Annotated in this window: 11 protein-coding genes; 7 read left to right on the forward strand and 4 right to left on the reverse strand. The window is 66.0% G+C overall.

Features of this window, described 5'->3' with window-relative positions; all coding sequences use genetic code 11:
- Positions 1–23: 23 nt before the first annotated feature.
- On the reverse strand, positions 24–1,340 hold the full coding sequence (locus V8683_RS11070) for an MFS transporter (protein WP_411191143.1): 1,317 nt from the start codon (positions 1,338–1,340) through the stop codon (positions 24–26).
- 116 nt (positions 1,341–1,456) lie between these two features.
- On the opposite strand from V8683_RS11070, the gene V8683_RS11075 reads away from it, so the two are divergent.
- Positions 1,457–2,410, forward strand: a complete 954-nt coding sequence (locus tag V8683_RS11075) for a LysR family transcriptional regulator (protein ID WP_411191144.1) — start codon at positions 1,457–1,459, stop codon at positions 2,408–2,410.
- A gap of 16 nt (positions 2,411–2,426) precedes the next feature.
- Here V8683_RS11075 and V8683_RS11080 read toward each other — a convergent pair whose 3' ends face one another.
- Positions 2,427–3,308, reverse strand: a complete 882-nt coding sequence (locus V8683_RS11080) for a LysR substrate-binding domain-containing protein (protein WP_411191145.1) — start codon at positions 3,306–3,308, stop codon at positions 2,427–2,429.
- Between the two features lie 113 nt (positions 3,309–3,421).
- Here V8683_RS11080 and V8683_RS11085 point away from each other — a divergent pair, with 113 nt between their 5' ends.
- From V8683_RS11085 to V8683_RS11095, 3 genes are all read left to right on the forward strand, one after another.
- On the forward strand, positions 3,422–4,663 hold the full coding sequence (locus V8683_RS11085; RefSeq protein WP_411191146.1) for an MFS transporter: 1,242 nt from the start codon (positions 3,422–3,424) through the stop codon (positions 4,661–4,663).
- Between the two features lie 379 nt (positions 4,664–5,042).
- Positions 5,043–5,747: a carbonic anhydrase gene (locus tag V8683_RS11090; RefSeq protein ID WP_411191147.1), complete on the forward strand. Its 705-nt coding sequence runs from the start codon at positions 5,043–5,045 to the stop codon at positions 5,745–5,747.
- 434 nt (positions 5,748–6,181) lie between these two features.
- The gene (locus V8683_RS11095; protein WP_411191148.1) at positions 6,182–6,358 is read left to right on the forward strand and encodes a hypothetical protein; all 177 of its coding nucleotides are present in this window, start codon (positions 6,182–6,184) and stop codon (positions 6,356–6,358) included.
- A 69-nt stretch (positions 6,359–6,427) separates the two neighbouring features.
- Here V8683_RS11095 and V8683_RS11100 read toward each other — a convergent pair whose 3' ends face one another.
- Entirely contained in the window at positions 6,428–7,453 is a 1,026-nt protein-coding gene (locus V8683_RS11100) for an aldo/keto reductase (protein WP_411191149.1), read from the reverse strand.
- A 195-nt stretch (positions 7,454–7,648) separates the two neighbouring features.
- Here V8683_RS11100 and V8683_RS11105 point away from each other — a divergent pair, with 195 nt between their 5' ends.
- Positions 7,649–9,076, forward strand: a complete 1,428-nt coding sequence (locus V8683_RS11105; protein WP_411191150.1) for an MFS transporter — start codon at positions 7,649–7,651, stop codon at positions 9,074–9,076.
- A 69-nt stretch (positions 9,077–9,145) separates the two neighbouring features.
- Here the strand turns inward: V8683_RS11105 and V8683_RS11110 are convergent, their stop codons facing one another.
- Positions 9,146–10,171, reverse strand: coding sequence for a VTT domain-containing protein (locus V8683_RS11110; RefSeq protein ID WP_411191151.1), 1,026 nt, complete (start codon positions 10,169–10,171; stop codon positions 9,146–9,148).
- A 283-nt stretch (positions 10,172–10,454) separates the two neighbouring features.
- On the opposite strand from V8683_RS11110, the gene V8683_RS11115 reads away from it, so the two are divergent.
- Together V8683_RS11115 and V8683_RS11120 are read left to right on the forward strand one after the other, a co-directional pair.
- Complete coding sequence (locus V8683_RS11115; RefSeq protein WP_411191152.1) at positions 10,455–11,273, forward strand: helix-turn-helix transcriptional regulator; 819 nt, start codon at positions 10,455–10,457, stop codon at positions 11,271–11,273.
- A 142-nt stretch (positions 11,274–11,415) separates the two neighbouring features.
- A complete protein-coding gene (locus tag V8683_RS11120) occupies positions 11,416–13,122 on the forward strand; it encodes an FAD-dependent oxidoreductase (RefSeq protein WP_411191153.1) in 1,707 nt (568 codons plus the stop codon).
- Positions 13,123–13,124 lie beyond the last annotated feature (2 nt).

Genomic DNA, 13,124 nt, shown 5'->3' on the forward strand with positions numbered 1-13,124 from the left:
GTAATCAGGAATACGATAAAAAATCATCCGTCGTGCCGCGAGCGCATCAGCAGCGTGCAGATCAGCGCGATCACGCCGAGCGCCACCATATAGGCAACCACGTAATGCGGCCTGCCGCCGCCGTAGGCGAGCAACGCGGTCGCGATCATCGGGGCGACGCCGCCGCCCAGCACGCCCGCCAACTGCACGGACACCGAAATGCCGCTATAGCGGATCTCCGCGGGAAACTGCGCGGCAAACAACTGCGATTCGGGCGCATAGAGAATCGGGAACACCACGCCGACGCCCAGGACCATCGCCCACCACACCGCCACGGGCTGCAGCGTTTCCAGCATCGAGAAAAACGGCGCAACAAACAGGCCCATGATCACGAGGCCGGCGAGAAACAAACGCTTCTGGCCGATCCGGTCGCTCAGCCAGCCGCAGAACGGCATCGTCGCAAGCGAGAGCACGGCGCCGGCGGTGATGGCGTGCAGAATTTGCGCCTTCGGAATCTTCAACTGATTGGCAGCATAGGCGAGCGCGAACGCCACTACCAGATAAAACCAGGTGTTCTCCGCCGTGCGCGCGCCGATGATGAGGAGAAGCTCGCGAGGCTGGCGGCGCAGCACTTCGAGCACCGGCGCCTCCACGGGGCGGCCGGTCTTTTTCACGCGTTCGAAGTCGGGCGATTCGGGCACCCGCACGCGAATCACCCAGCCCACCAGCACGAGCAGGATGCTGGCGAGAAACGGAACGCGCCAGCCCCACGCCAGCAGGTCGGCTTCCGGGAGCGCCGTCACGGCGGCCATCGCCAGCGACGAAAGAATCAGCCCGAAGCCCACGCCCGTTTGCGGCAGGCTGCCGAACAAGCCCTTGCGGCCACGCGGCGCGTGTTCGACGGCCATCAGCACTGCGCCGCCCCACTCGCCGCCCACGGCCATGCCTTGCAGGAACCGCATCGCGACGAGCAGCGCCGCCGCCCCGTAGCCGATGCTCTGGTACGAAGGAATCAGCCCGATCGCCATGCTGGGAATGCCCATCAGCAGCAGCGTGGCGAGCAGCATGGACTTGCGGCCGATGCGGTCGCCGAAGTGGCCGAACACGATGCCGCCCATCGGGCGCCCGATGAAGCCGACGCCATAGGTCGCGAAAGCGGCGAGCGTGCCAAGAATGGGGTCGAGCGTCGGGAAGAAAACCTTGTTGAAGACCAGGGCGGCAGCCGTGCCGTAGAGGAAGAAGTCGTACCACTCGATCGTCGTGCCGGCCATGCTGGCCCAGCCTGCAAGCAAATAATCGCGCGCGCGCTTCGGAACCGGAACGGCCGCGGCGGCCCTTTCGGGGGTCGACTGCATGTGCATCGTCTGTCTCCATCCTTGTTGTTTGCAGACCGTCTTCGGAGCTTCTGTCCCAGGGTCTGCAAACGAGTATATTTATTCGAATATCCACGGTATAGAGACGAAAAAGCCCATCCGATATGCAAAAAAGCACAACGAACAAGCTGGAGACGCTGAACTGGGACGACCTGCGCTATTTCCTCGCGGTGGCCCGCACGCAGCGGGCGAGCGCCGCGGCGAAGAAGCTGGGCGTGGACCACACGACGGTCGCGCGCCGCGTGCGGGAGCTGGAGACCGCGCTCGGCACGGTGCTGTTCGACAAGTCGCGCTCGGGCGGCTTCGTGCTGACCGCGGAGGGACAGCGGCTGCTCACCCATGCCGACGCGGTGGAAACCACCGTGCAGTCCGTGAGCGAGCAGTTCGCCATGGGCGCGCAGTCGCTGTCGGGACACGTGCGGGTGGGTTCGACGGAAGGCTTCGGTTGCTTCTTTCTCGCGCCGCAGCTCGCGCGCTTCTCGGGCCAGCACCCGGACATGTCGATCGACCTGCTGCCGGTGCCGCACTTCGTGAGTCTCTCGAAGCGCGAGGCCGATCTCGCGATCATGCTGGAGCGGCCCGAGCGCGGCCAGTACGTGTACACCAAGCTCACCGACTACCGGCTCAGGCTGTACGGGACTCCGGACTATCTGGCGCAGCAGCCGCGCATCCGCACGCCGGCGGACCTGCGGCACCACGCGTTCGTCAGCTATGTCGCCGATCTCGCGTTCAGCCACGAACTGCTCTATCTCGAACGCACGGCGCCAAACGTCAAAGCGAATCTCTGCAGCACGAGCGTGATTGCGCAATACCACGCCGCGCTGCAAGGCAGCGCGCTCGCGATCCTGCCGTGCTTCATGGCGGAACCGGACCCGCGCCTCGTCGCGATCCTGCCCGACGAGATCGTGGTGACGCGGCGCTTCTGGCTCTGCAGCCGCGAAGACTTGCGCAAGCTGCGGCGCATCACGTCGTTATGGGACTATCTGCGGGCCGCCGCCGAGGCGAACCAGCCGCTGCTGCTGGGCGACTCGCCGCAGATGCATTACGTCGAGCCTTGAAGAAAACGCATGGCGGTCAGCTCGCGAGCTGGGATTTGACCCAGCGATAGAACTGCTGAATCGCGGCCTCGCGCGGATGGCCCTCGCGCCACGTGAAGTAATAATCGAGCGACGCAGGAATACGTACCTGGCTTAGCAGTATCAGTTCGCCTCGCTCGATGTAGCCGCGCGCAAGCTGAAGCCGCGCGGTCGCGGCTCCCTGCCCGGCAACGGTGGCCTGCAGCAGCAGCCCCGCGTCGTCGAATATGGGGCCGCGTTCGGGCTCGTCGCCCGCCACGCCGGCCGCCTCGAAGAAGTCGCGCCACGAGCGGCGCGAAAAACGCAGCAGCGGCATTTTCGCGAGGTCTTCCACGCGAAAGTCCGGATAGCGCACGAGCAGCGCCGGGCTGCAAACGGCCACGACCTGGTCGTCCAGCAACTTGCGGATCTGGAAGCCCGGCTCGTCCACGCGGCGATGCCAGATGCCGATATCGAACGGATAAGGATCGGGCGGCGTCACGTCCGCATGCATGCGTAGCGAAAGATCGACGTCCGGATGCCGATCGTAGAAGTCGCCAAGACGAGGGATCAGCCACACCGATGCAAAATCGGACATCACGCTCAGTTCCAGCCGCGTGACGCCGCTCACACCGGGACGCGTCGCGTCGAGCGCCTCGCGCAGCTCGCCCAGGCTGCGCCGCACGCGTTCGGCGAGCTGCGCGCCGGCGGCCGTGGGAATCATCTGGCTGCCCGCGCGGCGAAACAGCTCGACGCCCAGCTCGCTTTCGAGCCCCCGCAGGTGATGGCTCACGGCACTGTGCGTCAAATGCAGTTCTTCGGCAGCACGGCTGAAGCTGCGCCGCCGCGCCGCTGCTTCTAGCGCGCGCAGGGCCTGGAGGGGAGGAAGCGATCGGGACATGACGTCAAATTCTACTCACAATCCCGTCCGAAATCTCTCGCTGGCCTGGCGCCCGGGAATCGCCAATAATCGTCACCCAGGCATTCATTCCCCTTTCGCGCCGCTTCCGCATCATGACTTCACTCAGATTGCGCGTTTTCGCCGTCTTTGCACTCGGTTACTTCGTCTCTTATCTCTTCCGGGGCGTCAATCTCGGCTTTGCGCCGTTTCTGACCCATGAACTGGGCATGACGGCCACCGATCTCGGCACGCTCACGAGCCTCTACTTCCTCGGCTTCGCCGGGGCGCAGATTCCCGGCGGCGTCCTGCTCGACCATTTCGGGCCGCGCCGCGTCACCGCCAGCGTCATGCTGGTCGCCGCCGCCGGCGCGCTCGTCTTCGGCCTCTCGCACAGCATCGGCATGATGATGGTCGGGCGGCTTCTGATCGGCGTCGGCGTTTCGGTCTGTCTCGGCGGCGCTTTCAAGGCCACGGCGCAGCACTTCCCCGTGGAACAGCTCACGCTCGTGAACGGCCTCGTGATGGCGGTCGGGGGACTCGGCGGCGTGGCGGTGGGCGCGCCGCTGTCGTGGCTGCTCTCCGTGGCGCCGTGGCGCGGCGTGAGCCTCGGGCTTGCCGCCCTCACCGCCATCGTGGCCGCGATCATCTGGATCGGCGGCCCGCGCACGCGCGACACGCACCATCAGGCAACCGTCTTCGAACAGTTCAAGGGCACCGCGCACATCCTGCGCAGTCATGCATTCTGGAAAACGGCGACGTTTTCCGCGCTCACCCAGACCGTGTTCTACGCCATGCAGTCGCTGTGGGTCGGCGCATTCCTGCGCGATGTCGTGCCGGCCGGCACCGTCGACGTCGCAACGCGCGCCGCATCGCTCGTGTCGGTGCTGGGCGGCGCGTTCATCGCGGGCAATATCGGCTTTGGCGCGCTCGCGCGCGCGTTCGAGCGGCGCGGTGTGAGCGTACAACTCTTCTCGGGCGTGACGATGATGCTCTTCGTCGTCGTGCAGGTCTTGCTCGCCGCGCGCGTGCCGTTGCCCGCGCCTCTGCTGTGGGCCGCCTATGGCGCGCTGGGCGGCACCGGCATCCTCACTTACGCGGTGCTCGCCGAATACTTCCCGCCGCGCATGATCGGGCGCGTCAACACGACCTTCACGCTCGTCATCTTCGTCGGCATCTTCGTCGCGCAGATCGCGGTCGGCGCGGTGCTCGGGCACTGGACGGCGGTCGACGGCCATTATCCCGCCGTCGCGCATCAGACCGCGTGGGCCGGCCTCATCGCACTGCAGCTCGCCGGCGGCATCTGGTACTTCATGCCGGCACGCCGCGCAGCGGCCACGGCCATGGATGCGCACTGAATCCGCTCGGTGACGCTGCGATACTATCGTTCGCTGTACTGACCGACCCATCGGGCCACGGCGCTTGGGCCGCGTTCGACACCACATGCCAATGGATACTCATTGGCCTCTCATCCGCCGGTAGCCGCCCGACCGGTTGGTCGACAATGCCTGCGCAAAGGCACGCCCGCATGCGCCTATGGCAAAGCCCTGATGGCGTGAGAAAATGCGTCCGCGAATGCACCGGCGCGAAAACGCAAAGGCGCGCAAAGACGACGACAGGAAAACGGGAAAAACTGGACGCAAGCCGGTGCTTTTCCGACTTCTTGCTGTCAAGCCAGCGTAACCTCGCACCGGTTCAATTCGACTGTGCCGATTCACGACAAAGAGAGAAACATCCATGCCCGAACATAACCCCTCGCACGACAATCACTCCGACTCGTGCGGCTGCGGCGATCTGCTTCATCTGCTCAATGGCGTGGACGAGTTCAGTCATCGCGTGTTTCCGGGCAACAAGGAGCTGTTTCATAGCCTCGCCCATAACCAGGCGCCGCATACGCTGTTCATCACCTGTGCGGATTCGCGCGTCTCGCCCGAGATGGTGACCCAAACGCGCCCCGGCGAGCTGTTCGTCTGCCGCAATATCGGCAACATCGTGCCGGCCTACGGCGAGATGCTCGGCGGCGTTTCGGCCGTGGTGGAATTCGCGGTGCTCGCGCTCAACGTGCGCCAGATCGTCCTGTGCGGCCATACCGACTGCGGAGCCATGAAGGGTCTCGCCGCCGGCGGCGCCGCCACGGCGGAGATGCCGACCGTCCAGGCGTGGCTGCGCAACGCCGAGGCGGCACGCAGCGTCGTGCAGACGCGCGGCCTGAACGAAGATGAGATCGTGCAGGCGCTCGTGGAGGAGAACGTGCGCCTGCAACTCACGCACCTGCGCACGCACCCGGCCGTCGCGGCCCGCGTGGCCCAGGGGCGGCTGGCGCTGCAGGGCTGGGTCTACGACATTGGCCACGGCAAGGTCACGGTCTTCGACGAAGGCATCGGACACTTCCAGACCCTTGGCGAAGCACGCGCCCGGTTGCGCAAGCGCGCCGAGGGTTAATATCCGCAGCGCATAAATCCGGCGGCAACCTTCCCTCTTTTGCAACACTGAATTGGCGCTGAATCGAAAAATAGGTATTTACCCTGGGCTCTAACGCGACTATACTGCGCCCCGTACTAGAAGCGGCTCCCCGCCGCAACGGAAAAAGCTTCAGCCGTTCGCAGTCCCGCCGTCGCTGTGGCAGTACCCCAGGATCCTTGCAATACCTCTTTGCAGTGCCAAGTTCGACCGCGTGACACCGTCTCGCGGCACGCAAAGCCCGTCGTCGTCGACCTTCTGGCGCCGGCGGGCCAATCAGGCCCACTTCACGTCCCTGGCCGATCCGGACCGCGCTTCATCGCGCGGCGGGCGGCACGCGCCATCTTGCGCGGGAGGCCGGTAATGGGCTCTTCGCCCCACGAGGGCACCGAACCCGTTGACCGAGGAAAACGACAATGCAATACCTGCCGAAACCGCCCGCCAAAGTCGAAGTGAAGCTGCAACTCCACCCGAACGACCATCGCCGCGCGCTGGCCATCGCGAAGGCCGCCAATCTGCCCGTGCGCGACTTCTTTGCCCTCGCGATTCACCTGGGCGCTGCCCAGATCCTGAGCTCCGCCGACAAGCGTTAAACACTGCGGCGCGCGGCTTGCCGCACGCCGTTCCCTGCTCACCCGCAACGGATCACCCGCAATACGGCTTCAGACCGGCGAAGGATTGCGCTCGGCAAAACCCTCCTGATGCCAGTACGGATACGCGGGTCGGACCGCGCTGGCCGCATCCAGCTTCGCCACCTGCTCGGGCGTGAGATTCCAGCCCACTGCGCCGAGATTCTGCCGCAGTTGGGCTTCGTCTCGCGCACCGATCAGCACGGTGGAAACCGTCGGCCGTTGCAGCAGCCAGTTGAGCGCAATCTGCGGAATCGTCTTGCCCGTTTCCTGCGCAACCTCGTCGATGGCGTCGATCACGCGGTACAGGTACTCATCGGGCACCGGCGGCCCCATGTCCGCCGTCTTGTGCAGACGGCTCTTCTCGGGCAGCGGCTGGCCACGGCGGATCTTGCCGGTCAGACGCCCCCAGCCGAGCGGACTCCACACCACCGCGCCCACGCCCTGGTCGAGTCCCAGCGGCATCAGTTCCCATTCGTAGTCGCGGCCGATCAGCGAATAATAGGTCTGGTTCGCGACATAGCGCGGATAGCCATAGCGATCCGCCACGTCGAGCGACTTCATCAGATGCCAGCCCGAAAAATTCGACACGCCCGTATAAAGGATCTTGCCCGCGCGCACGAGATCGTCGAGCGTCGAGAGCACTTCTTCGGCCGGCGTTCTCGCGTCGAAGCCGTGTAGCTGGAACAGGTCGATATAGTCGGTCTGCAGGCGCTTGAGCGCCGCGTCGACCGCACGCTTCAGATGCGCGCGCGACGAGCCCACGCTGTTGGGCCCGTCATCGAAGCGAAAGGTGGCCTTGGTCGAAATGATGGCCTTGTCTCGGCGTCCCTTGAGCGCCTCGCCCAGCACCGATTCCGACGCACCGCTCGAATAGATGTCGGCGCTGTCGAACATCGAGACGCCTGCGTCGAGGCAAATGTCGACGAGACGCCGCGCCTCGGCGACGTCGGTCGCGCCCCAGGCCTCGAAGAACTCGCCCTTGCCGCCGAACGTGCCGGTACCGAAGCTCAGCACCGGCACCTTGAAGCCCGATGCGCCCAGAAAGCGGTATTCCATTGCGTAGCCTCCACGAAAGAAGTGGTTGAGGAAAGAGCGATTCAGTGTACGCGGGTCGCATCCTGCCTGCCGGAAACGAGCCAGCGCGGGAACGCTGTACAGAAGCGCGTGCGTATTGGAAACTCTCTGGAAACTGTCGCCTTTCGGCCCCGGGAGCGCATGAGGAATACCCGGGGCGTCGCCTACGGAGATCCCATGACCCGCACGTCCGCACGCGCCCCGGCCATCGGCTGGCTGCCCTACGTTGTGGCCGCAACCTTCTTCATGGAGTATCTCGACACCACCGTCATCGCCACGGCGCTGCCACAGATGGCCCATTCGTTCGGCATTGGCCCGAACAGCCTGAGCCTCGGCGTCACCGCCTATATGCTCGCGCTCGCCATCTTCATCCCCGCGAGCGGGTGGGTAGCCGACCGCTGCGGGTCGCGCACGGTGTTCTTCAGCGCCGTCGTAACGTTCACCGTGGCTTCGGTGCTGTGCGGGCTGTCGCAGAACGTCGGCGAATTCGTCGCGGCGCGGGTGCTGCAAGGCATGGGCGGCGCGATGATGGTCCCGGTCGGACGCATGATCGTCGTGCGCAGCACCGACAAGAGCCGCCTCATGCAGGCCATCTCCACCATTACGTGGCCCGCGATCGCCGCGCCCGTGGTCGGGCCGCCGGTGGGCGGCTTCATCACGACCTATGCGTCGTGGCGCTGGATCTTCCTGCTGAACGTACCGTTCGGCCTCGCCGTACTCGCCGCCGTCGTCGCGCTCGTGCCCAATCTGCGCGGCGAGAAAAAGCGGCCGCTCGATCTCGCCGGCCTCGCGCTGAGCGGCGCCACGCTCACCGCGATCCTCTACGGCGCCGAACTGGCCAGCCAGCCCGGCAAAGACCCCTGGATGGCGGCCGCGATCGTCGCGGCGGGCCTCGCATTCGGCGTGATCGCCGTGGCGCATGCGAAGCGCCATCCGCATCCGTTGATCGATGTTTCCACTTTGAGAATCCCGACGTTCTCGGTGACGGTCGTCACCGGTTCGTTCACGCGCATCGGCATTGGCGCCGTGCCCTACCTGATGCCGCTCCTGTTCCAGATCGGCTTCGGCCTCTCGGCTTTCAAGTCCGGCCTGTTGCTGCTCGCAAGCGCGGTCGGCAACCTCGGCATGAAAGCGCTGACCACCCGCATCCTCGAACACTGGGGCTTCCGGCGCGTTGCAATCGTCGACGTCGCCATCGCCGGCTTCGCGACGATCGCATGCGGGCTGCTCACGCCCGAGATTCCGCTCGCTGTGGTGCTGATCGTCGTGTTCATCTACGGCGTCACGCGTTCGATGCAGTTCTCGACGCTGGCCACGCTCGCCTACGCGGACGTTGCGCAGCCGCAGATGAGCGCCGCCAGCACGCTCTGGAGCGCGGCGTCGCAGATGACGAATGGCCTGGGGATTGCCTTCGGCGCGGTCGCGCTGCGCGCGGCGGCCGCCTGCCACGGCGAGACGAGCGGCCATGCGTTCACGCTCGACGACTTTCGCCTCGCATTTCTGGCGGCGGGCCTCCTGACGCTGGCCTCGATCTGGGGCTACGCCCAGCTCGCGCGCGATGCCGGGCAGAACGTGGGCGGCGGGTCGCGGCGCCAGCGCGCCTGAGTCCGCCGTTGCGCCGGCGGTTGCGTGCGCACGGAGCGCGCAGGAAGCGTGCAAAAAGCGTGCAACGTACTACTTCGACAAGCTCGCGCGCACGGTGAACGCTTCTTCGGCGCCCGATTCGGGCGGCTCGCTGTCCCGCGCATGCGCGGCATGGAATTCGGCCGAAAGCGGCTCGACCGGATAGCCGTGGCGCTCCCACGCGTCCAGGCCGCCCTTGAGCGCGTGCGCGTGATAGATATGCTTGTTGCGCATCTGGTTGACGATGCGCTTGGCCGTTGCCTCGTTCGGGCACACGCAATACACGACGATCGGGCGCTCGAGCAGTTCGGGCGGCAGCGCCTCGTTCGAGTCCAGATTCAGCGGTCGGGCGCCGGGAATCCGGTACGCCTCCTTCTCGCGCACGCTCTGCGGCCGCGCGTCCAGCACGAGCGGCGGCGTGTGCGATTTCAGCATCTCGTCGAGCTGGTCCGGCGAAATGCGATGCGTGGCCAGCCAGCGGCGGAACTGCCAGCGGCGCAGCCAGCGCCAGGCGAGAAACAGCACGAACGCCACGGCCAGCACGTCGAAAATCGTGCCGCCGTTGGCGCGCACGAACGTCACGAAGCGCGCGATCTGGGCATTGAGCGCCGCGCCGCCCAGAAGCCAGGTGGCCGCCCACAGCGTTGCACCCAGGGCATCCCAAAGCAGGAAAATACGCGTATTGATCGAGGTCGTACCGAGCAACGGCGCCGAGATCAGGCCGAGCCCCGGCACGAACTTCGCCACCGAAAGAATCGGCGCACCATAGCGCTCGAACACGTTGCGCGCCATGCGGATCGTCGTATCGAGCGACAGCGAGAAGCGCACGAGCCCGTTCAGCAGCCGCCGGCCACGCATCCTGCCCGCCGTGAACCAGAGCGAGTCCGCCAGCAGCGTGGCAAACACCGCCGCCGCCAGCAGGTGCACGTAGGACACCTCGCCGTCGGCCGCCATGGTCCCGGCCAGCACGAGCACGGGCGCAGCCGGCACCGGCACGCCGAGTTGTGTCACGAGCACGCTGAGAAAGACCACCCCGGCGCCGAAATCGGGCGGAATGGCCGTCGGGAGAGTCCACATTGCGGGAGTTCCTGCGCTTGAGAGGCCTGACGAAAAACGACACACACAATAATGCGGCGCGCTCGCGCGAGCCGGAGTGGGGAGATTACCCCAAACCTGTGAAACCTTGCTTGCCGTGCCGATGAAAGGGTCTTTTGCATGGCGGCAACAAGCCATCACCCCGGCCGACCCGATCCGCCCCTTTTCGGCTGTCCGAGGCTGGCGAGGCGGTTGCGCATAATCCGCGCACGAGGTGCTAATCTTGTAAAAGTGTTTTTTCTCCCGCGGTTTTCCGTTACGAAACATGCGTTACTGGCGTCTCGACCGGCCGAAGCCGACAGGCCAATTCGACTTGTCACGCGTCACGAACCTCGTTTCGGCCATTGGCCGCGACGACGCCAACGCGCTCGCCACGGAAGTGCTGAACCTGATCGGTCCCGCGGCCTCGGTTTCGCAATGCACCGTGTTCGCCTACGAATTCGGCAGCCGGCCACGCACCGTCTCGGTCGCGGACCATCGCGGCGGCCGCTTCCTGCGCGATGTCGCCGACACCTACGCGCGCCTCTTCTACGCGCTCGACGGCAACCAGCAAGTCGTCACGGGCGCGACGGGCGGACCGCCGGGCTCGTCGCTCGTACTGCACTGGCAGTCGAGCGACGACATCGTGCACGAGGGTTACCGCAATGCCTGCTACGCGGCGCCCAATGTGTCCGACCGGCTTTCGCTGCTGCTGCAACCGGCCGCCGACATCTGGCTCTCGGTGAACCTCTACCGCGAACGCGACGCCGGCGTTTTCCGGCCCGGCGAGATCGAGCTCGTCGAAACCCTCTCGCCACTGATCGGCGAAGCCGCGCGGCATCATTACGCCCTGCACGGCCAGAGCCAGATGGGCATTCCGCAAATGATGCTCGCGCGGCTGCGCGGCCTGTGTCCGACGCTCTCGAAGCGCGAGCTCGACGTGCTGCGCGGCGTACTCGAAGGATTCAGCGCGGCCGAGATTGCCGAGCGCATGGGCGTCAAGCCCACCAGCGTCGTGACCTACCAGAAGCGGGCGTACCAGCGGCTCGGTATTTCCAGCCAGCGGCAATTGTTCGCGCTGTGCCTCGCCGCCGACCAGGCCTGAGCACCGTCCCCGACCCCGTCTTGATCGCCGTACCGTCCGGCGTTTCCGATACGACCTCGCTGTACCCAAATTGAGGACAGCGCGCGCGCTGTCACGCTCCATACTGCCTCCATCGCCGCCGTATCTTCTACAGGAACACACGATGAGCGCAGCATTCAAGCCGTATCCGTTCGAAGCCAGGCAGTACGCCGCGCGGATACCCGAACTCGATAACGACCGTGAAACTCACCGCCATGCGGTCACGATCGTCGGCGGCGGCCCTGTTGGCCTGGCCGTCGCCCTGGGCCTTGCGCGCCACGGCGTGCGCCCGGTGCTGATCGAAGCCGACGAATCGGTCTGCTACGGCAGCCGCGCGATCTGCATCTCGCGCCGCAGCCTCGAAATCGTCGAACGACTTGGCGCGCTCGACGGCTTTCTCGCGAAAGGCCTGCCGTGGACCGGTGGCCGCAGCTACTACCGCAACGACGAAGTGCTGCATTTCCAGATGCCGCAGGACGAAAACCAGAAGCTGCCGCCCATGGTCAACCTCGCGCAGTACCACATCGAGCAGTTCCTGCTCGACGCGGCCGAGGCCAGGGCAGACCTCATCGACATCCGCTGGCAGACGAAAGTCACCGCGCTGCGCGAGGACGCACAGGGCGCGACGCTGCAGCTCTCGACGCCCGAGGGCGACTACGAAATGCAGACCGACTGGCTCGTGGCGGCGGACGGCGGCCGCAGCACGATCCGCGAAGCGCTCGGCCTGAAGCTTGCCGGAACGAGCTACGAAGGCCGCTACGTAATCGTCGATATCCTGCTCGACAGTGCGCGCCCGACCGAACGCCTCGCGTACTTCGATCCCGCGTCGAATCCGGGTTCGACGGTGCTCGTTCACAAGCAGCCCGACAACGTCTGGCGCATCGACTATCAACTGCGCGACGGCGAGGACGCCGAAGAGGCCGTCAAGCCGGAGAACGTCATGCCGCGCGTGCAGAGCCTGCTCGACATGATGGGCGAAACGGCGCCGTGGTCGCCCATCTGGATCACGATCTACAAGGCCAACGCCCTGACGCTGGAACGCTATCGCCACGGCCGCGTGCTGTTCGCAGGAGACGCCGCGCATCTGGTGCCGATCTTCGGCGTGCGCGGCGCGAATTCCGGCATCGACGATGCCGACAATCTGGCGTGGAAGCTCGCGTATGTCGTAAAGGGCCGCGCGACGGACGCGTTGCTCGACAGCTACTCCGACGAGCGCGTGTATGCGACCCACGAGAATCTGGGCTACGGCACGAAGAGTACGGAGTTCATGGCGCCGCCTTCGTTCGCGTTCGATCTCATGCGTACCGCCGTCCTGAGCCTCGCGCGCCGGCATCCTTTCGTGCGCCCGCTCATCAACCCGCGCCAGACCTCGGCCATCACGTACGGCGCCTCCCCGTTGAACGCAGCAAGCTCCACGCCGTTCGCAAACGGTCCGGTGCCTGGCGCCGTGCTGCCCGAGTGCCCACTGACGATCGTCGGCGCCGGGGCCTCGCGCGAAGGGCATCTGACCGATCTCGTCGAACCGCGTTTCACGGCATTCTGGTTCAGCACGGATGGCTCGGTGCCCGCCGCGTTGACCGCGCTGGAAAGCACGCTCGCCGCTCGCGACGTGCCCTTCGCCGTCGTGCCGCTCGCCACCCGACGGCCGCCGGACAGCGTGCGCGCAACCGGCTGGGACCACACGGGGCGTCTCTTCCCGATGTATGGCGCCACGGCCGGCACGCTCTATCTGGCGCGGCCGGACGGCCACGTGCTGGGCCGCTGGCAAGGCGCGGCCGATACGCTCGCGGCCCATGCGCTCGCCACCATCGACCACACGCTGCGGGCCTGACC

Source organism: Paraburkholderia sp. AV2 (assembly GCF_054968425.1).

Coding starts and splice junctions, on each gene's coding strand:
- V8683_RS11070 (WP_411191143.1), bottom strand. CDS start 1,340: ATGCACATGCAGTCGACCCCCGAAAGGGCCGCCGCGGCCGTTCCGGTT.
- V8683_RS11075 (WP_411191144.1), top strand. CDS start 1,457: ATGCAAAAAAGCACAACGAACAAGCTGGAGACGCTGAACTGGGACGAC.
- V8683_RS11080 (WP_411191145.1), bottom strand. CDS start 3,308: ATGTCCCGATCGCTTCCTCCCCTCCAGGCCCTGCGCGCGCTAGAAGCA.
- V8683_RS11085 (WP_411191146.1), top strand. CDS start 3,422: ATGACTTCACTCAGATTGCGCGTTTTCGCCGTCTTTGCACTCGGTTAC.
- V8683_RS11090 (WP_411191147.1), top strand. CDS start 5,043: ATGCCCGAACATAACCCCTCGCACGACAATCACTCCGACTCGTGCGGC.
- V8683_RS11095 (WP_411191148.1), top strand. CDS start 6,182: ATGCAATACCTGCCGAAACCGCCCGCCAAAGTCGAAGTGAAGCTGCAA.
- V8683_RS11100 (WP_411191149.1), bottom strand. CDS start 7,453: ATGGAATACCGCTTTCTGGGCGCATCGGGCTTCAAGGTGCCGGTGCTG.
- V8683_RS11105 (WP_411191150.1), top strand. CDS start 7,649: ATGACCCGCACGTCCGCACGCGCCCCGGCCATCGGCTGGCTGCCCTAC.
- V8683_RS11110 (WP_411191151.1), bottom strand. CDS start 10,171: ATGTGGACTCTCCCGACGGCCATTCCGCCCGATTTCGGCGCCGGGGTG.
- V8683_RS11115 (WP_411191152.1), top strand. CDS start 10,455: ATGCGTTACTGGCGTCTCGACCGGCCGAAGCCGACAGGCCAATTCGAC.
- V8683_RS11120 (WP_411191153.1), top strand. CDS start 11,416: ATGAGCGCAGCATTCAAGCCGTATCCGTTCGAAGCCAGGCAGTACGCC.